Origin of the sequence: Kitasatospora sp. NPDC101801 (genome assembly GCF_044766665.1) — a bacterium.
In the GTDB taxonomy this organism is placed as follows: domain Bacteria; phylum Actinomycetota; class Actinomycetes; order Streptomycetales; family Streptomycetaceae; genus Kitasatospora.
In genome coordinates this window covers 97,707-119,661 of record NZ_JBIWML010000016.1, presented here as the reverse complement: position 1 = coordinate 119,661, position 21,955 = coordinate 97,707, and the positions used below count along the sequence as shown (strand labels likewise).

The window sequence follows — 21,955 nt, the reverse complement described above, 5'->3', positions numbered from 1 at the left end:
GCGTCAGCGCAGCGCGGCCCGGCGCTCCACCGCGCGGAAGAAGGCGCGGGCCCGGCGCTCGCCGGCCAGCCGCCGGTAGCCGCGCTGCACCGGCCCGAGGGCGGCGGGCCGGAGCGCGCCGCAGACCGCGAGCCGGGTGCCACCGCCGTCGGGCACGGCAGCCATGCCCATCGTCACCAGCCGGGACTGCATCAGGCACCAGCCGGGGGCGAGCCGCACCTCGAACGGCCCCCGGAGCCCGAGCGCGTCCACGGCCCGGGCGTGCTTGAGCTCGCTGTCGCCGGCCGGCACCGCGAACTCCCGGACGAAGGGGATCAGGTGGGGCAGCTCACCCTCCAGGTCGGCCAGCACCGCCCAGACCCGGCCGAAGGGGAGTTCGAGCCGCCGCTCGGCGTACAGCGGGGCGCGCAGCCCGGCCGCCAGCACCTGGAGCCGGGCGATCCGGTCCGGTCCGTTCACCGTGTCCACGCCTTCCGGAAGGAGGAACGGGCCCTGCTCAGCCGTGACTTCACGGTGCCCTCGGGGATGTCCAGCAGCTCGGCCGTGGTGCGCTCGTCCAGGCCCTCCAGCGCGCGCAGCACCAGCACGGTGCGGTGCCGGACGGGCAGCCGGGCCAGCAGGTCGCGCACCTCGGTGCCCGGGTCGGCCCCGGCGGCGGGCAGCAGGTCCCGCAGCCGGGTGAGCTGCTCGGGGTCGACCGGGGTCTCGGGGCCGGTACGCCGGGCCACCCGGACGGCCTCCCGGACCGCCACCGCGCGCACCCAGCCGTAGAGCGCCACCGGGTCGCGCAGCCCGCGCAGACCGCGGAAGACCGCGAGCAGCGACTCCTGCACGGCGTCGGCGGTGTCGGCCGGGGCGATCGGCGCGCACAGCCGGGTGACGTACGGGGTGATCAGCTTCAGCAGGTCGTCCATGGCCAGCGCGTCACCGCGCTGGGCCGCCCGGACCAGCGGCGCGGCCACGTCCCAAGGCCGGGCATCCTCGTCCACGCTCGGAACCGTACCCCTGACCGACCGTCAGCCCTCGGCCGGTCCGGCCTCCAGCTGCGCGGGGGCGGCGGGGCGGCGGCGGCCGGGCAGGCGCAGGGTGAGCAGCCGGGCGCGCGGGGCGAGCCGGCGGGCCATCGCGAACAGCGACTCGGTGCGGGACCGGTCCGCGTCCAGCACGGTGAAGAGGTTGACGCCCAGGTAGAAGGTGATCGCCGCGTTGGCGAGGTCACGGGGCGGGGTGAGCCTGGCCAGCGGGGTGCCGCCGATCACCCGGTCGAGCGTGGTCTCGACGAACTTCAGCCAGGGTTCGGCGCGTTCGGAGACGGCGGCGCGCAGCTCGGGCCGGGCGACGGCGGCGCCGACCAGTTCGGAGAACATCGTGAGGTGCCCGCCGTCGAGGTCGTCGCGGTAGATCCGCTCGGCGGCCTCGGCCAGTTCCTCCAGGGTCCTGACCTCCGCGACGGTGGCGGCGTGCCGGGCCATCCGGTCCTCGGAGACCCGGTCGAAGGCGGCCAGCAGCAGCGGGTCCACGCCGCCGAAGTGGTAGAAGACCAGGGCCGAGTTGACCCCCGCCTCCTTCGCGATCACCCGGGCGCTGGACCCCGCGTACCCGTGGGTCCGCAGGACCGTGGTCGCGGCCTCGACCAGTCGCTCCCTGGTCTGGGCTCCGCTGTCCGCAGTCGCCGCCATGCTCGTGCCCCCCGTCGCTGAATGCGTTCATCATACGGTTTAATCAGGTGATTAAACCGACCGATCAAGGGGTGGGCATGACCGAGGGTCAGGACAGAAGCGACAATCAGGACATCGTGAGCTACGGCGAGCCCGATCCGGTGGCCCGGTCCTCGGCCCGGCGCCGGCTGGCGGTCGTCCTGGCCGCCCTCTTCCTCGCGATGCTCGGCTACAAGGTGCTGCACGCGGGCGGGCTGGAGCAGACCGCGCTCTTCTACGTCGGCCTGCCCGCCGTGATCGCGATCACCGTGGCGCTCTCCGCCCGGCCGTCCAGTGCCACCGGCACCGCGATGGCCTCGGTCACCATCGGACTGGCGCTGGCCGGTCCGCTGCTCAACGAAGGCGTGATCTGCCTGCTGATCGCCGCGCCGCTGTTCTACCTGGTGGCGGCCTGCATCGGCCGGGCCGTCGACCACGCGCGCCGCCCGGCGAAGGAACCCGGCGGACGGCAGCGGCTGAACGCCTTCGCGCTCGCCCCGCTGCTCGGACTGGTCGTCCTCCAGGGCGTCGACGGCACGGTGGACCGCGACAGCACGGTGACGGTCACCCGCACGCTGTCCGTGACGCCCGATCAGTTCGCCGCCGCACTGGCGGCACCGCCGGTCTTCGGCACCCCCCGCCCGGTGTTCCTCAAGATCCCGTTCCCCCGGCCGCAGCAGGTCACCGGCGGCGGCCTGGCGGTCGGCGACGGCCGGCTGATCACCTTCAACCCGCGCAAGTCGCTGGGCATCGGGGCCACCCCCACGCCCCGGTCCATGACGCTGCGGATCGCCGAGAGCGACCCGGGCCGGGTGCTGTTCCGCATCGAGCAGGACTCCACCACCGCCCGCTGGCTGAACTTCCGGACCTCCGAGGTGCGCTGGCAGCCGACCGCCGACGGCGGCACCGAGGTCAGCTGGCAGCTCGGCTACCGGCGGACCTTCGATCCCGGCTGGTACTTCGACCCGATCCAGAACTACGGCATGGAGCAGGCCGCCAACTACCTCGCCGACACCTTCGCGCCCGGGTCATGACCACCGCAGCCGACACCGTCGCCACCGGCCCGGCCCTGATCCGGGCGGCCGGCCTGTTCGTCCCGCTGCTCGCGGTCGTGCCGGCCGCCGCCGTCCGGCGGCCGGGCCGGGCCGACGTGGCGGCCGCGATCGTCGGCGGTGCCTGGCAGCTCGCCCTGCTGCCCGGCCTCAACCTGCTGGCCGGACGGCTCGGTTGGTGGAGCTTCCAGGCCGACGGCGGCACGGTGGCCGGGCTGCCCGTCGACCTGCTGCTCGGCTGGGTGCTGCTCTGGGGTGTGCTGCCGCCGCTGGCCGCCCCCCGGTTGCCGTGGCCGGTCACCGCGGCCCTGCTCGGCTGGCTGGACCTGGCCGCGATGCCGCTGCTCGACCCGGTGGTCCGGCTCGGCGACCGATGGCTGACCGGTGAGGCGGTGGCCATCGCGCTCTGCCTGCTGCCCGGACTGCTGCTGGCCCGCTGGACCGCCCGGGCCGAACACCTCCGGCTGCGCGCCGCCGGTCAGGTCCTGCTGGCCGCACTGCTGATGCTGGCACTGCCCGCGACGGCCGCCGGGGTCCGGCTCCCGCACGGCGCCGTGCTCAGCACCGGCCTCCAGGTGCTGGCCGTGCCGATGCTGCTCGGAGTCGCCGCCGTACGGGAGTTCGTGGTGCGCGGCGGCGGCACCCCGCTGCCGTACGACCCACCGCGCCGGCTGGTCACCAGCGGTCCGTACGCGTACGTGCGCAACCCGATCCAGCTCTCGCTGCTGCTGTGCCACCTGGTGCTGGCCGCGTTCACGGCCAACGCCTGGCTGCTGGCCGCCGCAGGGGTGACCGTCGCCTACAGTGCCGGGCTGGCCGCCTGGCACGAGGGCGCCCAGCTCGCGGAGCGGTTCGGCCCGGGCTGGGCCGAGTACACCGCCGGGGTGCGCAGTTGGCTGCCCCGGCTGCGGCCCTGGCCGGGCACCGCGCCGGCCGAGCTGCACGTCGCGCAGACCTGCGGGGTGTGCAGCGGGGTCGGCCGCTGGGTCCTCGACCGCTCACCGGTGGCGCTCACCGTCCGCCCGGCGGAGGAGCACCCGGCCGGACTGCGGCGGATCACCTATGAGTCGGCCGACGGCCGGGAGCGCGCGGAGGGCGTGGCCGCGCTCGGCCGGGCCCTGCAGCACTTCCACCTGGGGTGGGCGCTGCTCGGCTGGGTGCTGCTGGTCCCCGGGCTGGCCTGGTTAGCCCAGCTGGTCGCCGACGCCACCGCCGGTGGCCCGCGCGAACTGCGGACCCCGGCGGAGCGCCGACCGGCTGAGCCACCGTCAGCCGACCTGCTGTGACACCCGCCGGTCCTGGTGGCTGTCGGCGACGAAGGCCCGCCAGAGCCGGGCGTACGCACCGTCCTCGGCCAGCAGGCCGGCGTGCGTCCCGTCCTCGACCACCCGACCGTGGTCCAGCACCACCACCCGGTCGGCACGCTCCGCGGTGGTCAGCCGGTGGGCGATCACCAGGGTGGTGCGGCCGCCGCTGATCCGGTCGGCGGCGCGGTTGACGGCGGCCTCGGTGGCCAGGTCGAGCGCGGCGGTGGCCTCGTCCAGCAACAGGATGTCCGGGTCGACCAGTTCGGCCCGGGCCAGCGCGATCAGCTGCCGCTGACCGGCCGAGAGGTTACGGCCCCGGCCGGACACCCGGTGCTGGTAACCACCCGTCAGGCCGATGATCATCTCGTGCGCACCGACCGCCCGGGCGGCCGCCTCCACCTCGGCGTCGCTCGCCTCCGGCCGCCCGTACGCGATCGCCTCGCGCACCGTGCCCGCGAACAGGTACGCCTCCTGCGGGACCACGCCGAGCCGGTGCCGGTACTCCGCCAGGTCGTACGCGGCGACGTCGGTGCCGTCGATCCGGACGCTGCCGGCCGTCGCGTCGTAGAACCGGGCGACCAGCTTGACCAGGGTGGACTTGCCCGCGCCGGTCTCGCCGACCAGCGCCACCGTCTGCCCGGCCGGGATGTGCAGGTCGATGCCGGTCAGCACGTCGGAGTGGCCGTCGGCGCCGCCGTGGTAGGCGAAGCTGACGTCCTGGAAGGTGATCTCGCCGCGCAGCTTCTTCACCGGCACCGGGTCGGCCGCGGCCGGGGTGCCGGTCGGGGTGCGCAGCAGGTCGCGGATCCGGCCGAGGCCGACGGCCGCCTGCTGGTACCCGTCGAAGATCTGCGAGAGCTGGTTGACCGGGGCGAAGAACAGGTCGATGTAGAGCAGGTAGGCGACCAGCGCGCCGATCGTCAGGGTGCCCGCCTCGACCCGGGAGGCACCGGCGATCAGCACCAGGGCGGCGGCGGCGCTGGACAGGAACTGGACGAACGGGAAGTACAGCGAGATGTAGAACTGCGCCTTGACCCGCGAGTCCCGGTAGGCCAGCCCGCTGGCCACGAACCGGTCGGTGTTGAGGGTCTGCCGGCGGAACGCCTGGACGATCCGCATGCCCGCGACGTTCTCCTGCAGCTCGGCGTTGACCGTGCTGATCAGGTCCCGGGAGATCTGGTACTGGCTGCTGGACCTGCGGCGGAACACCAGGGTGGCGACCGCCAGCACCGGCAGCACCGCGAACACCACCAGGGCCAGACCCGGGTCGATCACCAGCAGGGCGGCGAAGATCCCGAAGAAGGTGAACAGGCTGACCACCGCGGTGACCACGCCGGTCTGCAGGAAGCTCGACACCGAGTCGACGTCGGTGGTCATCCGGGTCATGATCCGGCCGGAAAGCTCGCGCTCGTAGTAGTCCAGGCCGAGCCGGTTGAGGTGCGCGAAGATCTTCAGGCGCAGGGTGTAGAGCACCCGTTCGCCGGTCCGGCCGCTGACCCTGGACTCGGCGGTCTGCACCACCCAGTCCAGCAGCACGACCGTCAGGGCGAGCAGCGAGGCGGTGGCGACCCCGGCCATCGCGGCCTTGCTGACGCCGTCGTCGATGCCGTGCCGGATCAGGATCGGCAGGGTCAGCCCGGCCGCGGCGTCCAGCGCGACCAGCAGCAGGGCGAGGGTGAGCGGGGCGCGGAACGGGGCGAGCAGGCGCCGGAGGCTGAAGTCCGGGTCACCGGCCTCGGCCCGCTCGACCGGGATGTCGGGGGTGTCGGTGGCCGGGGGCAGGGCGGCGACCTGGGCGAGCAGCTCGGGGTCGGTGCCGGACGCCGCGGGCTCCTGCTCGGGGCTCGGCGCCTCGGGGGCCCCGTCGGTGGCCGTGCCGTCGGTGGCGGTGCCGTCGGTGGCCGCGTCGAGGAGTGCCTCGGGGGTGCTGATCAGGGCCCGGTACCGGGGACATCGGGCGTCGAGTTCCTCGTGCGTCCCCACGTCCACCAGCCGGCCGCGCTCCAGCACGGCTATCCGGTCCGCGAGTTGCAGGGTGGAGCGGCGGTGGGCGATCAGCAGCGTGGTGCGGCCGGCCATCACGCCGCGCAGGGCCTGGTGGATCTCGGCCTCCACCTGCGGGTCCACGGCCGAGGTCGCGTCGTCCAGCAGCAGGATCCGCGGGTCGCTCAGGATCGCCCGGGCCAGCGCGATCCGCTGCCGCTGGCCGCCGGACAGGGTCAGGCCCTGCTCGCCGACCTTGGTGGCGTAGCCGTCCGGGAGTTCGCGGATGAACCCGTCGGCCTGGGCGGCGCCGGCCGCGGCCTCGATCTCGGCCTCGGTGGCGTCCGGGCGGCCGTACGCGATGTTGCTCGCGACGGTGTCGGAGAACAGGAAGCTCTCCTCCGGCACGATGCCGACGGTGGCCCGGATCGAATCGAGCGTCAGGTCCCTGACGTCGTGGCCGTAGAGCCGGACGGTGCCCTCGGTGGCGTCGTAGAAGCGCGGGAGGAGCTGGGCGACGGTGGACTTGCCCGAGCCCGAGCCGCCGACCAGGGCCAGCGTCTCCCCCTCGGCGAGCCGGAAGCTCAGCTCGTGCAGGACGGGGGCCGACTCGCCGTACGTGAAGTCGACCCGGTCGAACTCGACGGCCGGGGCGGCGGCGGTGACCGGCGGTGCGGTGGTCAGGTCGGCCGCGTCCGGACGCTCCTGCACCTTGGGACGCTGGTCGACGAGTTGGAGCACCCGCTCGACCCCGGCCCTGGCCTGCTGGCCGACCGTGATCACCATGGTGAGCATCCGGACCGGACCGGTGAGCTGCGCCAGGTAGGTGGAGAAGGCGACGAAGGTGCCCAGGGTGACCTCGCCCCGGACGGCCAGCCAGCCGCCGAGCGCCAGCACCGCGACCTGGCCGAGCGCCGGAATGGCCTGCATCGCCGGGGTGTAGAGGCTGTTCAACCGGATCGAGCGGAGCCGGGCGCCGAACAGCTCACGCGAGGCGCGCTCCAGCTTGGCCCGCTCCTGGGCCTCCTGGCCGAAGCCCTTGACCACCCGGACGCCGCCGACCGCGCCGTCCACCACGCCGGCGACCGCCGCCGCCTCCTGCTGGGCGGCCCAGGTCGCGGGGAACAGCCGCCGTCGGCTGAGGGTGGCGAACCACCAGAGCGCGGGGCCCATCACCAGCGCGACCAGGGTCAGCGGCAGCGAGAGCCAGAGCATCACCAGCACGGACATGCCGAACATCAGCACGTTGCCGGTCATCATCGGCAGCATCGACAGCAGGCCGACGATCAGCTGGAGGTCCGAGGTCGCCCGGCCGACCACCTGGCCGGTGTCGAGCCGGTCCTGCCGGTCGCCGTCCAGTCGGGTGAGCGAACGGAACAGGTCGGACCGCAGGTCGTGCTGGACGTCGACCGCCAGCTGCCCGCCGTAGTAGCGGCGGACCTGGGTGCAGACGAACACCAGCGCGGCCGCGACCAGCAGCGCCACCGCCCACGGGGTGAGCGGCCGGGTGTGCGTGGTGATCACGTCGTCGATGATCACCTTGGTGATCAGGGGGACGGTGGCGGTGACGGCCATACCGACCAGCGAGGCACCGAACGAGAGCAGCACGTTGCGGCGGTGCCGCCAGCTGTAGCCGACCAGTCGGCGGAGCCAGCCGCGCTCGGCATCGACTGTCGGTCCGCGAGATCCGTGAGTCTCAGACATATTTAGGGATACTAACCATTTCATCGTCCGCCCCCATCGCTTTTCGACGGGCACGCATCGGACCGAACAGTGCTCCGGCCGAGCTGCTTCCCGCCCGACCAGGATGCCCCGCCGGGACACCCGGCCGGACCGGGCGGACGAACCCTGTCGGGACCGCCCTTCGACCTAGGGCCTGTCGTCGGACTCCCGTCGTCGCCCGGAGGGCGGCCCTGCGGCGTCCGGTGCGTGCTCTCGGCGTGCCGGGCAGGAGCACGCGCACTGGGTCGTCCTCGGGCTTTCATCCGGTGCGGCGAGCGTGCGTGCCGGGCGTCGTGGGGCAGGCGGGAGTCTGCCGACAGGCCCTAGGGCTGTTGGCGGATCACGCCGGGCCCGGGCCAGGATGACCGGTCCGGCGCGATCCGGCAGGGACCGGGCCTAGGCGCCCGGCCGGACCGCCTGGCCGGGGACGGGAGTCCCCGAGCGGCGGACGTGCAGGACGGTGGCGTCCAGCGGGAGCGGGGCGGTGCCCACCAGGGTGAGGCCCGCGTCGGCGAACAGGCGGGCGTAGTGGTCGGCCCGGCGCTCCCGGCCGCCCACGTTGCAGCGCATGTGGAGGTCCCACGCGGTGGCCAGCGAGGGCGAACCGTCGTCGGGAAGCACCCGCTCCACCACCAGCAGGTCGGCGTGGGCGGGCATCGCGCGGGCGCAGTGCCGCAGGATCTCCCGGCACCGGTCGTCGTCCCAGTCGTGCAGGATCCGGGAGAGCAGGTAGACGTCCCCGCCCGCCGGGACGTCGGCGAAGTCGCCCGCCACGTACTCGCACCGGTCGCCGTGACCGGCCGCGGCCAGCGAGAGCCGGGCGGCCGCGACGGCGTGCGGGCGTTCGAGCAGCACACCCCGCAGACCGGGGTGGGCGGCGAGCAGCCGGCCCAGGAGCTCCCCGTTCCCGCCCGCGACGTCCACCACCGTGCCGGGGGTGGCCGCCCGGCCCGCGGCCATCACGACCGGGTGGGCGGAGAGCGGGTCGAACATCCGCGAGCTCGCGGCCATCGACTCGTCGAAGAGCGCGGCGAGCCGGGGGTCGCGGGCGAAGTGGTCGAAGTGGTTCTCGCCGTGCAGGTGGTCGAAGGCGACCTCGCCCGTCCGCACGGTGTGCCCGAGGGCGGCGAACGACTCGTAGAACGGCCCGCCGTACATCAGGGCGAGCGGGCGCATCGAGGCAGGGACGTCGGTGCGCAGCAGGGCGCCGATCTCGGTGAGCCGGTAGCCGTCCGCGTCGGCCGACACCACGCCGAGCATGGCGAGGTAGCGCAGCAGCGAGACCAGGGTGTCCGGGTCGGCGCCGACCGCCCGGGCCAGGGCCGGTGCACCGAAGGCGGTGTGGGTGTCGAGGGCGTCGGGCAGCCGGAGTTCGGCGCAGACGGCCAAGGCCTGGGTGGTCCACGCACCGGTCAGCAGGCGCAGGAGCGTTTCGGCCGGTCGGCCGGCCCGGTACTGGGCGAGGTGCGCGTCGAGCACGTCGGGGTGCTCACCGGGGACGTAGAGCTCCAGCCGCCGGTAGCCGGCCTTCGAGCCGGTGGGCGCGGTGAAGTAGAGGACGGTGCCGTCCTCGTGCGGGTTGTAGCCGCCGCCGTCGGCGGTGGCACCGTTCCGGGTCAGCAGCGCGCACAGGCCGCGCAGCACCAGCGGGTCGGGCTGCGCGACCTCCAGGGCGAGGTGCGCCTCGTGGTCGCGGGTGCGCTCGTGCTCGGCCAGGCCGGCGAGGTCCGAACCGGGCGGGACGGCCAGGGCGAACACCTCGACCGTACGGTCCGACCCGGCCACCCGGGGCCGGAGGATCCGCACGTCCAGCTCCGACGGGTCGCGCCCGTGCCGGGTGGCCAGGCGGTCGCGGACCACCACGCTGGGGCGCGCCGGCCCGTCGGAGGGCAGTCCGCCGTCGTCGAGGAGGGCGGACAGGTCCTCAGGAGAGGACGGGAAGACCAGCAGGGCCGCGTGCGAGAACCGGCAGCGCTCCACCAGCGCGCGCAGTTCGAGGGCGTCGAGCCCGGGCAGCAGGAGCGGCAGCAGGGTGGCGGTGTCCTGCTCCCGGACGAAGGCGACCGTCTCGGTCAACCGGTCCAGGTCGGTCGGGTAGGTCGTGGCGGCGGCGGTCGTGGTGGGCATGGTGGTGGTGGTCATGGTGACAGGTCCTCACTTCTGGGGTGTGGGGCCGGATCCGGGCATGGCGGTGCCATGGAGGCGATGTGGAGACGGTGTGTGCCTAGGGGAAAACGATTCTCCGGACGCGTCCGGAAGGGGTCAGACGCCGACGTAGTGCTCGGCGAACCAGTCCTGGTGACTGCGCGAGGTGCGCAGCGAGTCCAGGCGCGAGCGCCGTAGGGCGTCCTGGAAGGGCGCTCCGGCCTCCTGCCCGGGCACGCCGTGCAGGAGCTGGACCATCCAGTGCGAGAACTCCTGCGCGCGCCAGATGTACCGCAGGCAGCGCTCCGAGTACGTGGCGAGCCCGTCGCCGTCACCGTGCCGCAGCTCGGCGACCAGGGCCTCGGCCAGCAGCTCCGCTTCCAGCACGGCCAGGTTGGCCCCCTTGGCCGCGGACGGGCTGAGCAGGCTCGCGGCGTCACCGGCGAGGATCAGCGAGCCGTGCCGCAGCGGCTCCAGCACGTCGGACTCCAGGTCGACCACGGCGCGCTGGACGATCGGGCCACGGTGCAGCGGGCCGTGCTCGGCCGTCCGCATCCGCAGCTCCAGCTCCGCCCAGATCTGCTCCTCGGACCACGCTTCGGCCGCGCTCCCGCGCTCGGTCTGGAGGTAGTACCGGGTGACCGAGGGGGTGCGCGCCATGTGTCCGGCGAAGCCCCGGGGGTGGACGGCGTAGCCCACGGCGTCCAGGCTCGGCGGCGCCTCGGCGAGCAGGCCGAGCCAGGAGACGCCGTGGTCGTGGCGGTGGTGGCGGAAGCTGCCGGGCGGGAGCGAACGGCGGGCCGCGCCGTGCCGACCGTCGCAGCCGGCCACGTACCGGGCCTGCCAGGTCTCCTGGCGGCCGTCGGGCTCGCGGACGGTGACCCGGGGGCGGCTGGTCCCGATGTCGAGGACGGCCTGTGCCTCGGCGCCGAAACGAATCTGCCCACCGGCCTCCTCGAAGTGCGTCAGCAGGTCGGCCACCAGCAGGTGCTGCGGGTAGACCGTGTGCCGCTCACCCAGGCCGAGACCGCCGTAGTCCAGCCGGAACCGGCCGTCCTCGGTACGGAACTCGCATACCGCGTGCTCCTTCCCGTGCCGGTGCAGGCCCTCCGCGAGGCCGTGCCGGTCCAACACCCGCACGGTGTTCGCGGCCAGGAACCCGGCCCGGGCCCGAGTGGTCAACTGAGCCCGGGTGGCGCGCTCGAGGATGACGCAGTCCACCCCCGCCGCGAGCAGCAGGTTGCCCAGTACCAGCCCGGCGGGCCCGGCTCCGAGGACGACCACGTCAGCCGAACGGCCCACACCTCTGATGATCTGACTCTCCATCATGGAAGTGGATCATAGGCAGTCCCCCGGTCGGCGTACCGAAAAGTTCACCCGTATGCACGAATTGGGCCGTCGTTCACGGGCCGGACACCGGCGGCCGGAAGCCCGTCGAGTGGGCATCACACCTCGGGTGACCGGGCCAAACGCGGCGGGATCAGGCGTTCTGCTCGGCTGCGCCCTGCTCGGCCGTGTCCTGCACTGCTGCGTCCCGCTCCGCTGCGTCCTGCTCCGCTGCGGCGGCGGCGAACGCTCCCTGGGCGAGGGCCCGCAGCAGTCCGGCCATGGCCGACCGGGACAGACCGGTGCGGTCGGCGCTGTGCGGGGTGGAGTTGAGCAGGCCGAAGACCGCGTGCACGGCGGTACGGGCGGTCGGCTCGGCCGTGGGCTCGGCCAGGGTCGGATAGGTCTGCCGGACCACCTCGACCCACAGCTCGACATAGGCGCGCTGGAGGCGGCGGACCCGGCGGCGGTCCTCCTCCTTGAGGTGCAGCAGCTCACGGTCGTGCAGGGTGATCAGGTCGCGGTCGTCCAGCGCGAAGTCGACGTGCCCGACGACCAGGGCCTCCAGTGCGCCGTCCGGAGCAGTCGCCTCACCCGCCCGGCGGCGGCCCTCCTCCAGCAACCGCTCGCTGATGCCGATGAGCAGGTCGGCGAGCATCGCGTCCTTGCCGGAGAAGTGACGGTAGAGCGCGGGACCGCTGATCCCGACCGCCTTGCCGATCTCGTCCACGCCCACGCCGAGGAAGCCACGCGCGGCGAACAGCCGGGCCGCTTCCTTGCGGATCTGGTCGCGACGCGGGACTGCGGGGGCTGCTGGGACGTTCGGCATGCCTCCCATCGTAGACAGTGGGGTTATCCATGGTTAACCTGAGCCCACGAGTTAACGCTCATTAACCTTGGGTGGATTCGGGTGCCGGGCTACCCGCTCGGCCACCCGTCCCGTCCGCTCTCCGAGGACAAGGGAGCTCCTGGGATGGCCATCTCCACCGCCGGCCCGTCCGTCGGTCCGGTCGCTGCTGCTGTTCCGCCGCCGGTCGTACCCACCGACCCGGCTGCGGCGCCCGCGCCCCGGCTGACCAGCGCGGCCGACCCCGGCTCGGAGGCGTACCGGGCGAACACCGCCGCCCACCGGGCCCTGGTGGTCGAACTCCGGGAGAAGCTCGCCGCAGCCGCCCTCGGCGGCGGCGCCAAGTCCCGGGCCCGGCACACCGCCCGTGGCAAGCTGCTGCCGCGCGACCGGGTGGACACCCTGCTCGATCCCGGCTCCCCCTTCCTGGAGCTGAGCCCGCTCGCGGCGGACGGCCTGTACGACGGCGCGGCCCCGGCGGCCGGGGTGATCGCGGGCATCGGCCGGGTGGCCGGCCGCGAGGTGGTGGTGGTCGCCAACGACGCCACCGTCAAGGGCGGCACCTACTACCCGATGACGGTCAAGAAGCATCTCCGGGCCCAGGAGGTGGCGCTGGAGAACCAGCTCCCCTGCATCTACCTGGTCGACTCCGGCGGCGCCTTCCTGCCGATGCAGGACGAGGTCTTCCCGGACCGCGACCACTTCGGCCGGATCTTCTACAACCAGGCCAGGCTCTCCGCCGCCGGCATCCCGCAGATCGCGGCGGTGCTCGGCTCCTGCACGGCCGGCGGCGCGTACGTCCCGGCGATGAGCGACCAGGCGGTGATCGTCCGGAACCAGGGCACCATCTTCCTGGGCGGCCCCCCGCTGGTGAAGGCCGCGACCGGCGAGGTGGTCACCGCCGAGGAGCTGGGCGGCGGCGAACTGCACTCCCGCACCTCGGGGGTGACGGACCATCTGGCCGAGGACGACACGCACGCCCTCGCCATCGTCCGCACCATCGTGGCGGGGCTCGGCGCCCGGCCCGCCAAGCCGTGGCCGCTCGCGCCGGTGGAGGCCCCCGCCGTCGACCCGGCCGGGCTGTACGGCGCGGTGCCGGTGGACCCCCGGACGCCCTACGACGTCCGCGAGGTGATCGCCCGGCTGGTGGACGGCAGCCGGTTCGCCGAGTTCAAGGCCGAGTACGGCACCACCCTGGTCACCGGCTTCGCCCGGATCCACGGCCACCCGGTCGGCATCGTGGCCAACAACGGGGTGCTGTTCGCCGAATCCGCCCTCAAGGGCGCGCACTTCATCGAACTGTGCGACCAGCGCGGCATCCCCCTCCTCTTCCTGCAGAACATCACCGGCTTCATGGTCGGGCGCCAGTACGAGGCGGGCGGCATCGCCAAGCACGGCGCCAAGATGGTCACCGCCGTCGCCTGCACCCGGGTGCCCAAGCTGACGGTGGTGATCGGCGGCTCGTACGGCGCCGGGAACTACTCGATGTGCGGCCGGGCGTACTCACCCCGCTTCCTGTGGATGTGGCCGGGCGCCAAGATCTCGGTGATGGGCGGCGAGCAGGCGGCATCGGTGCTGGCCACCGTCCGCCGGGACCAGTTCGACGCCCAGGGCGAGGACTGGCCGGCGGAGGCCGAGGAGGAGTTCAAGCGGCCCGTCCGGGAGCAGTACGAGCGACAGGGCAACGCCTACTACGCGACCGCCCGGCTCTGGGACGACGGCGTGATCGACCCGCTGGACACCCGTACCGCGGTCGGCCTCGCGCTGACCGCCTGCGCCAACGCCCCGTTGGCCCCGGCCCGGCCGTACGGGGTCTTCCGGATGTGACGCCCCGTCCGCTGCTCCCCGTTCGACCCGCCCTGCTGTTCTCCTGAATTTCCGACTCGGAGGAACACCTCCCATGTTCGACACAGTTCTGGTCGCCAACCGAGGCGAGATCGCGGTCCGGGTGATCCGCACCCTGCGCCGGCTCGGTGTGCGCTCGGTCGCGGTGTTCAGCGACGCGGACGCCGACGCACCGCACACCCGGGCGGCCGACCTCGCCGTCCGGCTCGGCCCGCCGGGGCACAGCGACAGCTCGGCGGCGGAGACCTACCTCCGCACCGACCTGCTGCTGGACGCGGCCCGCCGCAGCGGGGCCCAGGCCGTCCACCCGGGGTACGGCTTCCTCGCCGAGAACCCCGGCTTCGCCCGGGCCTGCGCCGAGGCCGGTCTGGTCTTCATCGGCCCGCCGCCGGCCGCGGTGGAGCTGATGGGCGACAAGATCAACGCGAAGCGGGCGGTCCGGTCCGCAGGCGTGCCAGTGGTGCCCGGCAGCCAGGGCGGCTCGCCGACCGATGCCGAACTGACCGCCGCCGCAGCCGAGATCGGCTACCCCGTGCTGCTCAAGCCCTCGGCCGGTGGCGGTGGCAAGGGCATGCGGCTGGTGCACGACCCGGCCGAGCTGGCCGGCGAGCTGGCCGCCGCCCGCCGGGTCGCCCGGACGGCCTTCGGTGACGACACCCTGCTGCTGGAGCGCTGGGTCGACCGTCCCCGGCACATCGAGGTCCAGGTCCTGGCCGACACCCACGGCCGGACGGTGCACCTCGGTGAGCGCGAGTGCAGCCTGCAGCGCCGCCACCAGAAGCTGATCGAAGAGGCGCCCTCCGTTCTGCTCAACCCGGAGACCCGGGCGGCGATGGGTCTGGCGGCCGTCCGGGCCGCCGAGGCGTGCGGCTACACCGGCGCCGGGACGGTGGAGTTCATCGTGCCGGGCATCGACCCCGACGGGCCGACCCCCGACGGCGTCCTGGACTTCTTCTTCATGGAGATGAACACCCGGCTTCAGGTGGAACACCCCGTCACCGAGCTCGCCGTGGCCGTGCGGGCCGACACCCCGGCACCGGAACGGCTCGACCTGGTCGAGTGGCAGCTGCGGGTGGCCGCCGGCGAGGAGTTGACGTTCGATCAGTCGGAGATCTCCTTCAAGGGTCACGCGATCGAAGCCCGGATCTGCGCCGAGGATCCCGAGCGCGACTTCCTGCCCACCGGCGGGCGGATCCTGCTGCTGGACGAGCCGACCGGCGACGGCATCCGGGTCGACTCCGGCATCCAGGCGGGCACCGAGGTCGGCAGCCTGTACGACCCGATGCTGGCGAAGGTGATCGCGTACGGGCCGGACCGTCCGACCGCGCTCCGACGACTGCGGGCCGCCCTGGCGGAGACCCGGGTGCTCGGTGTCACCACCAACGCCGGCTTCCTCCGCCGCCTGCTCGCCCACCCCGACGTGGTGGCGGGCCGCCTCGACACCGGGCTGGTCGAGCGCACCGTCGAGCAGACTCCCGAGGTCCTGGCCTCCTCCCTGGTACGTAGCTCGGCGGATTCGGCCGGCGCCGTGCCGACCGGTTCGGCCGGCACCCTGCCGGCCGAGGATCTCTACTACGCGGCCGCGCTGGCCCGGCAGTTGGGCCTGGCCCCGGCCACCGCTGCGGACGGCTGGACCGACCCGTTCGCGGTACCGTCCGGCTGGCGGCTGGGGGGCACGGCCGCCTGGACCACCCACCGGCTGCGGCTGGCGGGGCACGACCCGGCCACCGTGCTGATCCGGCCCGCTGCGGTGGACACCCCGTCAGGTGCCGGGCCGACGGGCACCGGAGCGTCGAGTGGCGGACCGTCAGGCGCGGGCCAACCGTCAGGCGCGGGCCAGGAGTTCGAGGTCCGGCTCGGCGAGGCCGGCCCGTCGCGGCTCGCTCGGGCCACCCTGGCGCCGGGGCGGCTGCACCTGACGGTCGACGGGCTGCGGTCGACGTTCGCCTACGCCACCGACAGCGGCTTCGGCGCCACCCACGGGCCGGTCCAGTGGCTCGGAGTGGACGGGGACGCCTGGGCGGTGCACCCGTACGACCCGGTGGTCGACCGGGCCGGCGCGAGCGCCGCCCACCACGGCGGCCTGACCGCACCGATGCCGGGCACGGTCACCGTGGTCAAGACCGCCCTCGGCGAGTTGGTCCGTCGCGGGCAACCCCTGTTGGTACTGGAGGCGATGAAGATGGAGCACGTGATCACCGCACCGCACGACGGCACCGTCGGCGAACTGCGGGTCAGCGCCGGGGCGACCGTGGCGATGGATGAGCTGCTGGTCGTGGTGGAACCCGTCGAGGAAGCTTCCGAGCAGCTCACGGGGTCCGCGTCATGAGCGAGTCGACCCTGACGGACGAGACCTCCGGGGCATCGGCCACCCATGAGCCCGACGCCCTCGAACTGGGGTTGCCCACCCCCGTACCGGAACCCGGCCTGCCCGGTCGGGTCAGTATCCACGAGGTGGGGCCGCGTGACGGCCTTCAGAACGAGAGTTCACTCGTACCGGTGACGGTGAAGGCGGAGTTCATCGCCCGGCTCGCCGCCGCCGGGCTGCGCACGGTGGAGGCCACCAGCTTCGTGCACCCCAAGTGGGTACCGCAGTTGGCGGACGCCGAGGAGCTGATGCCCCGGCTGACCGGGCTGCCCGAGCAGTACCCCGGGCTGCGGCTGCCGGTTCTGGTGCCGAACGAGCGCGGCCTCGACCGCGCGCTCGCCCACCACGCCACCGAGATCGCCGTCTTCGCCAGCGCGACCGAGACCTTCGCGCGCCGGAACCTCAACCGGACGGCGGGCGAAGCGCTGGAGATGTTCCGGCCGGTGGTCGAACGGGCCGGTGCGGCCGGGGTTCCGACCCGCGGCTACCTCTCGATGTGCTTCGGTGACCCGTGGGAAGGCCCCGTGCCCACCGCCCAGGTGGTCGACTTCGGGGTCCGGCTGCTGGAGCTCGGCTGCACCGAACTGAGCCTCGGCGACACCATCGGGGTGGCCACCCCGGGCCAGGTGGTCACCCTGCTCGAGGGCTTCGCCGCGGCCGGGGTCCCGATGGGCAGCATCGCCGTCCACTTCCACGACACGTACGGACAGGCCCTCGCCAACACGCTGGCCGCGCTCCGCGCCGGCGTCACCACGGTCGACGCCTCGGCGGGCGGCCTGGGCGGCTGCCCGTACGCCAAGAGCGCGACCGGCAATCTGGCCACCGAGGACCTGGTCTGGATGCTGCACGGCCTGGGCATCGAGACCGGCGTCGACCTGCGCGCACTGGTCGCCACCAGCACCTGGATGGCCGGGCAGCTCGGCCGTCCCAGCCCGTCCCGAGCGGTCCAGGCACTGGCCGGCCACGCGGCGTGAGCGGTCTGTCCTGAGCGGTCCACCCCTGTGGGCAGCGCCTCGATGGAGCCCGCCCCGCACTTCGACCCCACGCTTCGACCCGGCACTTCGGCCCGGCGATCGCTCCGATCGCGCGCCGGGCCCGTGCCACCGGTACCACCGTCTTCCCGGCCCTCTTCGGCCCATCTCTCGGCCCCTCAGCCGCCTCGATCCAGGAGGATCACCATGCTCGATCACCGCTTGGACAGTGAGTACGAGGAACTCCGGCGCACCGTCGCCGAGTTCGCCCAGGACGTGGTCGCCCCGAAGATCGGCGAGTACTACGAGCAGGGCGAGTTCCCGTACGAGATCATCCGTGAGATGGGGCGGATGGGGCTCTTCGGCCTGCCGTTCCCGGAGGAGTACGGCGGGATGGGCGGCGACTACTTCGCGCTCTGCCTGGCGCTGGAGGAGTTGGCACGGGTCGACTCCTCGGTCGCGATCACGCTGGAGGCCGCGGTCTCGCTGGGCGCGATGCCGATCTACCGGTTCGGTACCGAGGAGCAGAAGCGCGAGTGGCTGCCCCGGCTGACCTCGGGCGAACTGCTGGGCGCCTTCGGCCTGACCGAGCCGGAGGGCGGTTCCGACGCGGGCGCGACCAGGACCACCGCCCGCTACGACGAGGCCACCGACGAGTGGGTGATCAACGGCACGAAGTGCTTCATCACCAACTCCGGTACGGAGATGACCGGTCTGGTCACGGTGACGGCCCTGACCGAACCGATCGCTCGTTCGAGTGAAGACGGTTCGGACCCCTCGCCAAGCCGGGAGATCTCCTCCATCATCGTGCCCACCGGTACCAGTGGTTTCACGGTTTCCCGCAAGTACTCCAAGGTCGGATGGAACGCCTCCGACACCCGCGAACTGTCCTTCACCGAATGCCGAGTCCCCGCGGCCAACCTGCTCGGCGCCCAAGGCCGCGGCTACGCCCAGTTCCTGCGCATCCTCGACGAGGGGCGCATCGCCATCGCAGCCCTGGCCACCGGGCTGGCTCAGGGATGTGTCGACCAGTCAGTCAGCTACGCCGGCACCCGCCGCGCCTTCGGGCGGACGATCGGCGCCAACCAGGTCATCCAGTTCAAGCTCGCCGACATGGAGATGCGCGCGCACACCTCCCGCCTGGCCTGGCGGGACGCCGCCTCCCGCCTGCTGCACTCCGAGCCCTTCAAGAAGGAGGCCGCGATCGCCAAGCTGTTCTCCTCCGAGGCCGCCGTCGACAACGCCCGCGAGGCCACCCAGATCCACGGCGGCTACGGCTTCATGAACGAGTTCCCGGTCGCCCGCTTCTGGCGCGACTGCAAGATCCTGGAGATCGGGGAGGGCACCTCCGAGGTCCAGCGGATGCTCATCGCACGCGAGTTGGGGGTCAATGTCTGATCCGGACCAGGACGGTGCCGACCAGGCCGCCGTCCTCGAACGGCCAGTGGGTTCCGGGCGGTGCGCAACGCCCGGAACCCCCTGGTACTGCCTCAGCCGCCCACCTGGGCGTCGATCTGGTCGTACCTGACCTGGGCCAGCTGGAAGGCGGTCGGCTGCAACCGCACCAGCCCCGAGTACGGCCCGCTCAGCTCCACGACCAGGCTCACCCCGAACGCGACACACGCTCCCAGGAAGGCCATCAGCACCAGGTTCCGCGCATTGACGGTGAGTCCGATCACCGGCGGTGTCGCCACCACGAAGACCGCCCCGACGAACAGACCACTCAGCACGACCTCGGGCACCACCGCCCTGACGTCGGCCAGGCGGGTGTTCCGCCTGGCGTAGGCGTCGGTCAGATTCCGCATCACCTCGTTCTTGACCGCGAGCTCACCCGGGGTCACGGCCACCGAACCGTCGAGCGCCACCCGGACTTGGTCGAGCGCCTGCCACGCCGTCGCGCTGCCCCGCCCTTTCTGCATCTGCTCCCACTCGTCCCCCGCCACGTCCCTGGTGTACTCCCGGACCTTCTGCCGGACCACCGCGCGGTCCGGGCCAGGCAGTCCCTTCGCGATCCAGTACACCTCTGTGAGCGCTCGGCTCTCCGCATACGTCTGCTGGCGGGCGGAGTTGAGCTGCTGCCAGGCCCCGGCCACGCTGAAGCCGGTGAAGAGAGCAAAGAAGCCGAGCACGGTGGCACCCGCGAACGCCAGGGCCTGCGGAGACGTCACCCCTTCACGCGAGCGCTTGGTCCGCCCGAAGAGCAGGCCGAAGAACAGGGCCAGGACGGCACCCGCCAGACAGAACAGACCGATCGTCCACATCAGTTGCCACTCCTCCTCCGAACCCACCGCCACCGGCCGGCGCTGCCGGTGGCCTGCCCTGGCGTGCCATCCGCTGTCGGCCCTTCTGATACCGGCCTTCCGATACCGACCCTTCGGCCGCCCGCCTCGGCGCCAGTTCCGGGCCCTGGCCGGCCGCTCGACTGCTCAGCCGCTCAGCCCCGGCCGCCTCGCCCTCGGGCGGCGAAAGCCGCGGCCAAGGCGCACAACACCGGAAGCAGCATCGCGAGCAGCAGCACCATCACCTCATCCATCTCCCAAGGCTCGTTGTCGTCCGGGTCGACCCGACCGTCCGACCCCGGGGCTTCGGCGGCAACCTCGTGCCCCAGGGGTGCCTCCGCCCCGGCCCCAGCACCCGCCCTCGCCCCCGGCTCTGCTGCGGCCGCGCCCGGTGCGGGCACACCGACCGCGTCAGCGCCTGGCCCCGGTGAACCGGGCTGCCCCGTTCCGGCTGCCGGTACCCGGAACGGGCTGCCGAGCCCCGGCAGCGGGCCGAGACCCGGTCGGTACGGCACAACCAGCCCGCTGGCGGCCTGCCCCGCCGCCAACCCGTCCGAACTCGCGGCCGGTCCGCTCGCCGGGCCACCCGCCGGGTTCACCCCGCCGGGACCTGCGCCGCCGGTCGCCGTTCCTCCCCCAGCGCCCCCACCTACGGACGCGCCGCCCTGGGGGCCACCACCCGATCCGCCCGTACCGGCACCGGTCCCGCCGCCGTGCCCGTTACCCCCGCCACCGCCTCCACCGCCTCCCGAGCCGCTGCCACCACCGCCCTGGCCCGACGCTCCGTCATATCCGCCAGGTGCCTCGCCCGTCAGCCGACGTGCCGCCAGTCGCTGCCCGTCCTCCCCGATCGCGCCGTCCTCCGCGTAACCATCGCCCCGCACCACCCCCGACTGCGGGCCAGGACGTGCCGCACCGCTCACCACGCACTCCACCGGATGCCCGGGCACCAACAGCCCCTCACCGGACAGCCACGCACAGGAGACCGCGCCCGCTCCCGGTACCCCGGAGGCCACCTTCGTCCCACTGACCGGCACATCCCCCAACGCCTCGACCTGAAAGTGGAGTTCAACCGCCCCGGCAGCCGGAGCGGCCTGCACCCGGCGCACCGGCCGCGCCTCCACCGCCCCCGACCGCCGGGTCACCCCAGACCCAGCTGGCCGCCCGACCGCTCGCAGGGCCAGCCCCGACGCGATCCCGACGTACCCGACCCGGGTGGTCGCCACCGCCCTGGGCAGACCGTCCGGCGCTGCCCCGTCCACGGTCACCGTGGTCTCCTGCGGCCCGGCCCCGGCCACGAACCGGACACCGCACTCGACCGTGCCCAACGGCGGCACCGCGACTGTTGCCCCCTGACCGCCCTGACCACCCTGGCCACAACGGACCTGCCCGCCCGGCACCTGCTGATCGCTGAGGACGGCGGTCAGCCCGTACTCGGCCCGGTTCACGATCCGATAGCTCCGCAGCACCTGCTCACCGGCCCGGACGCGGACCGCCGTGCCTTCCGTGGCATTGGTACGGACGCTCAGGCGCAGCGCGTCCCGGGCCTCACCACCGCGCTGCGTCCCCGCGACCACGGCGGCGCGGGCCACCTCGCCGCCACCCGACCCGACGATCCCCAGCACCAACACCAGCGCCAGGAAGCCGACCGCCACGAACCCACCCCGGCCCCGGACGCCGGTCACTCCGGCCGGTTCGGCACCCGGGTGTCGGCGGGCGGCCGCACCCCCTGGTCGAATGATCATGTTGTCATGCTTGCCCGATTCACCCGGTCATCCAGCACCCTGACACCTCATCAGCGATCAAGATGACTCGATCGGCCCACCCGGTGCCGGCGGCGCACTCTCGCCACAACAACCGTACGGATACGCACCAATGACCGTCCGCGATCCCGTTCCGAGCGGTCGCTCGGGCCGGACCAGCCCGCCCGGGGCGGTCAGGGAATGACGATGACGGGTCGGTTCGCCCTACGGGCCAACCGACCGGAGACCGAGCCGAAGAGCTTGCCGAGCAGCCCGTGGGTACTGCCGACCACGATCGCGTCGGCGGCGTACTCCCGGCCGACCTCCTCGATCTCGTGGCAGATGTCCCCGCCCCGCTCGACCAGGATCCACGGCACGCCCGCAAGGTAGTCGGCGCAGGCGAGTTCCAGGCCGAGCAACTCGGTCCGATGATCCGGCATGTCGACGAAGACGGGCGGCTCGCAGCCGGCCCAGACCGTGGCGGGCAACCGGTTCGCCACGTGCACGATGACCAGCCCGCAGCGTGAGCGGCGGGCCATGCCCACCGCGTAGGCGAGCGCCCGCTCGCTGGAGAGGGAGCCGTCGAAGCCGACCACCACACCGTGCTGGAAGGCCGGGTCACAGGCGGGTACGGGCTGCTCCCGCAGCGTGGGTTCGCCGCCCCGTCCCGG

General features: G+C 73.3%; 15 protein-coding genes and 1 pseudogene. 6 read left to right on the top strand and 10 right to left on the bottom strand.

Going from position 1 to position 21,955, the window contains the following annotated elements:
• Positions 1 to 3: 3 nt before the first annotated feature.
• The 3 genes from ACIRPK_RS19760 to ACIRPK_RS19750 all read right to left on the bottom strand — a co-directional run bounded on the left by ACIRPK_RS19760 (position 4) and on the right by ACIRPK_RS19750 (position 1,679).
• On the bottom strand, positions 4 to 459 hold the full coding sequence (locus tag ACIRPK_RS19760) for a hypothetical protein (protein ID WP_403040520.1): 456 nt from the start codon (positions 457 to 459) through the stop codon (positions 4 to 6).
• Positions 456 to 914: an RNA polymerase sigma factor gene (locus ACIRPK_RS19755; RefSeq protein ID WP_403040542.1), complete on the bottom strand. Its 459-nt coding sequence runs from the start codon at positions 912 to 914 to the stop codon at positions 456 to 458. Before ACIRPK_RS19755 ends, ACIRPK_RS19760 begins: the two co-directional genes overlap by 4 nt.
• 102 nt (positions 915 to 1,016) lie before the next feature.
• Positions 1,017 to 1,679 carry a TetR/AcrR family transcriptional regulator gene (locus ACIRPK_RS19750; protein WP_403040518.1) on the bottom strand — a complete coding sequence of 221 codons (663 nt, stop codon included), beginning with the start codon at positions 1,677 to 1,679 and terminating at the stop codon, positions 1,017 to 1,019.
• A gap of 77 nt (positions 1,680 to 1,756) precedes the next feature.
• Here ACIRPK_RS19750 and ACIRPK_RS19745 point away from each other — a divergent pair, with 77 nt between their 5' ends.
• Positions 1,757 to 2,731: a hypothetical protein gene (locus tag ACIRPK_RS19745; RefSeq protein WP_403040516.1), complete on the top strand. Its 975-nt coding sequence runs from the start codon at positions 1,757 to 1,759 to the stop codon at positions 2,729 to 2,731.
• The gene (locus tag ACIRPK_RS19740; RefSeq protein WP_403040514.1) at positions 2,728 to 4,035 is read left to right on the top strand and encodes a methyltransferase family protein; all 1,308 of its coding nucleotides are present in this window, start codon (positions 2,728 to 2,730) and stop codon (positions 4,033 to 4,035) included. The genes ACIRPK_RS19745 and ACIRPK_RS19740 overlap by 4 nt, the downstream gene beginning before the upstream one ends.
• On the opposite strand, the gene ACIRPK_RS19735 is transcribed toward ACIRPK_RS19740, so the two are convergent.
• The 4 genes from ACIRPK_RS19735 to ACIRPK_RS19720 form a co-directional block, all read right to left on the bottom strand.
• Complete coding sequence (locus tag ACIRPK_RS19735) at positions 4,018 to 7,743, bottom strand: ABC transporter ATP-binding protein (RefSeq protein WP_403040512.1); 3,726 nt, start codon at positions 7,741 to 7,743, stop codon at positions 4,018 to 4,020. The genes ACIRPK_RS19740 and ACIRPK_RS19735 overlap by 18 nt on opposite strands.
• Positions 7,744 to 8,157: 414 nt before the next feature.
• Positions 8,158 to 9,903 carry a methyltransferase gene (locus tag ACIRPK_RS19730; protein WP_403040510.1) on the bottom strand — a complete coding sequence of 582 codons (1,746 nt, stop codon included), beginning with the start codon at positions 9,901 to 9,903 and terminating at the stop codon, positions 8,158 to 8,160.
• 120 nt (positions 9,904 to 10,023) lie between these two features.
• Complete coding sequence (locus ACIRPK_RS19725; protein ID WP_403040508.1) at positions 10,024 to 11,235, bottom strand: 4-hydroxybenzoate 3-monooxygenase; 1,212 nt, start codon at positions 11,233 to 11,235, stop codon at positions 10,024 to 10,026.
• Positions 11,236 to 11,386: 151 nt separating this feature from the next.
• Entirely contained in the window at positions 11,387 to 12,070 is a 684-nt protein-coding gene (locus ACIRPK_RS19720) for a TetR/AcrR family transcriptional regulator (RefSeq protein WP_403040505.1), read from the bottom strand.
• A 135-nt stretch (positions 12,071 to 12,205) separates the two neighbouring features.
• Between ACIRPK_RS19720 and ACIRPK_RS19715 the strand changes: the two genes are divergently transcribed.
• The 4 genes from ACIRPK_RS19715 to ACIRPK_RS19700 all read left to right on the top strand — a co-directional run bounded on the left by ACIRPK_RS19715 (position 12,206) and on the right by ACIRPK_RS19700 (position 18,661).
• Positions 12,206 to 13,906, top strand: a complete 1,701-nt coding sequence (locus ACIRPK_RS19715; RefSeq protein ID WP_403040502.1) for a carboxyl transferase domain-containing protein — start codon at positions 12,206 to 12,208, stop codon at positions 13,904 to 13,906.
• Between the two features lie 73 nt (positions 13,907 to 13,979).
• Positions 13,980 to 16,253, top strand: coding sequence for a biotin carboxylase N-terminal domain-containing protein (locus ACIRPK_RS19710; protein ID WP_403040499.1), 2,274 nt, complete (start codon positions 13,980 to 13,982; stop codon positions 16,251 to 16,253).
• Complete coding sequence (locus ACIRPK_RS19705) at positions 16,250 to 17,266, top strand: hydroxymethylglutaryl-CoA lyase (protein WP_403040496.1); 1,017 nt, start codon at positions 16,250 to 16,252, stop codon at positions 17,264 to 17,266. Before ACIRPK_RS19710 ends, ACIRPK_RS19705 begins: the two co-directional genes overlap by 4 nt.
• Positions 17,267 to 17,470: 204 nt before the next feature.
• The gene (locus tag ACIRPK_RS19700; RefSeq protein WP_403040493.1) at positions 17,471 to 18,661 is read left to right on the top strand and encodes an acyl-CoA dehydrogenase family protein; all 1,191 of its coding nucleotides are present in this window, start codon (positions 17,471 to 17,473) and stop codon (positions 18,659 to 18,661) included.
• A 92-nt stretch (positions 18,662 to 18,753) separates the two neighbouring features.
• Here the strand turns inward: ACIRPK_RS19700 and ACIRPK_RS19695 are convergent, their stop codons facing one another.
• The 3 genes and pseudogenes from ACIRPK_RS19695 to ACIRPK_RS19685 form a co-directional block, all read right to left on the bottom strand.
• Positions 18,754 to 19,524 (bottom strand): hypothetical protein, encoded by a 771-nt coding sequence (locus ACIRPK_RS19695; RefSeq protein ID WP_403040490.1) that lies wholly within the window; start codon positions 19,522 to 19,524, stop codon positions 18,754 to 18,756.
• A gap of 173 nt (positions 19,525 to 19,697) precedes the next feature.
• Entirely contained in the window at positions 19,698 to 21,287 is a 1,590-nt protein-coding gene (locus ACIRPK_RS19690; RefSeq protein WP_403040485.1) for a hypothetical protein, read from the bottom strand.
• Between the two features lie 191 nt (positions 21,288 to 21,478).
• Positions 21,479 to 21,919 (bottom strand): annotated as a pseudogene (locus ACIRPK_RS19685) (universal stress protein); the annotation flags it as partial.
• Positions 21,920 to 21,955: the final 36 nt, after the last annotated feature.

Bases quoted from the DNA above. Each gene is read 5' to 3' on its own strand.
- ACIRPK_RS19710 (WP_403040499.1), top strand. From the start codon at position 13,980: ATGTTCGACACAGTTCTGGTCGCCAACCGAGGCGAGATCGCGGTCCGG.
- ACIRPK_RS19725 (WP_403040508.1), bottom strand. From the start codon at position 11,235: ATGATGGAGAGTCAGATCATCAGAGGTGTGGGCCGTTCGGCTGACGTG.
- ACIRPK_RS19700 (WP_403040493.1), top strand. From the start codon at position 17,471: ATGCTCGATCACCGCTTGGACAGTGAGTACGAGGAACTCCGGCGCACC.
- ACIRPK_RS19690 (WP_403040485.1), bottom strand. From the start codon at position 21,287: ATGATCATTCGACCAGGGGGTGCGGCCGCCCGCCGACACCCGGGTGCC.
- ACIRPK_RS19740 (WP_403040514.1), top strand. From the start codon at position 2,728: ATGACCACCGCAGCCGACACCGTCGCCACCGGCCCGGCCCTGATCCGG.
- ACIRPK_RS19755 (WP_403040542.1), bottom strand. From the start codon at position 914: ATGGACGACCTGCTGAAGCTGATCACCCCGTACGTCACCCGGCTGTGC.
- ACIRPK_RS19745 (WP_403040516.1), top strand. From the start codon at position 1,757: ATGACCGAGGGTCAGGACAGAAGCGACAATCAGGACATCGTGAGCTAC.
- ACIRPK_RS19705 (WP_403040496.1), top strand. From the start codon at position 16,250: ATGAGCGAGTCGACCCTGACGGACGAGACCTCCGGGGCATCGGCCACC.
- ACIRPK_RS19720 (WP_403040505.1), bottom strand. From the start codon at position 12,070: ATGGGAGGCATGCCGAACGTCCCAGCAGCCCCCGCAGTCCCGCGTCGC.
- ACIRPK_RS19750 (WP_403040518.1), bottom strand. From the start codon at position 1,679: ATGGCGGCGACTGCGGACAGCGGAGCCCAGACCAGGGAGCGACTGGTC.
- ACIRPK_RS19730 (WP_403040510.1), bottom strand. From the start codon at position 9,903: ATGACCACCACCACCATGCCCACCACGACCGCCGCCGCCACGACCTAC.
- ACIRPK_RS19735 (WP_403040512.1), bottom strand. From the start codon at position 7,743: ATGTCTGAGACTCACGGATCTCGCGGACCGACAGTCGATGCCGAGCGC.
- ACIRPK_RS19695 (WP_403040490.1), bottom strand. From the start codon at position 19,524: ATGTGGACGATCGGTCTGTTCTGTCTGGCGGGTGCCGTCCTGGCCCTG.
- ACIRPK_RS19715 (WP_403040502.1), top strand. From the start codon at position 12,206: ATGGCCATCTCCACCGCCGGCCCGTCCGTCGGTCCGGTCGCTGCTGCT.